At 69.0% G+C, this 384-nt stretch carries 1 pseudogene; it reads right to left on the bottom strand.

Annotation, left to right across the window (positions count from 1 at the left end):
* Positions 1-279: pseudogene (locus EN781_RS33950) on the bottom strand (glutamate racemase); the annotation flags it as partial.
* Positions 280-384: the final 105 nt, after the last annotated feature.

The raw sequence follows: 384 nt of genomic DNA, 5'->3' as shown, positions 1-384 counted from the left end.
GGGATGACCGGGGAACCTGTCGCGCAGCGCTTCGATCACCAGCGTCGATGCGGTGTTGCAGGCGATAACCGAGATCGCCGGCGAAAACCGGTCGAGCAGCCTGGCGAAGAGATCGAGTATGTGCGTGCGCAGCGCCGGCTCCTCCCAGGCGCCGAAGGGAAAGGCCGCGTCGTCGGCGACATAGACGAAGCGCCGGTCGGGCATCAGCACGCGCGCCTCGCGCAGCACCGTGAGGCCGCCAACACCAGAATCGAACATCAGGATCGGCCGGTCAGTCATTGTCGGTGCCCTTGCCGCCCAGCGGCGCGTCATTGTCGTCGCCATTGGTGCTGTGCGCCTGGCCCGCTTCCGCCTTGCGGGCGCGCGCGGCAGCGGCGGGCAGCC

The sequence above is a fragment of the Mesorhizobium sp. M4A.F.Ca.ET.090.04.2.1 genome, from assembly GCF_003999085.1.
Lineage (GTDB): Bacteria > Pseudomonadota > Alphaproteobacteria > Rhizobiales > Rhizobiaceae > Mesorhizobium.
The sequence above is the reverse complement of the archived record's forward strand: the minus strand, read 5'-3'. Positions and strand labels throughout refer to the sequence as shown.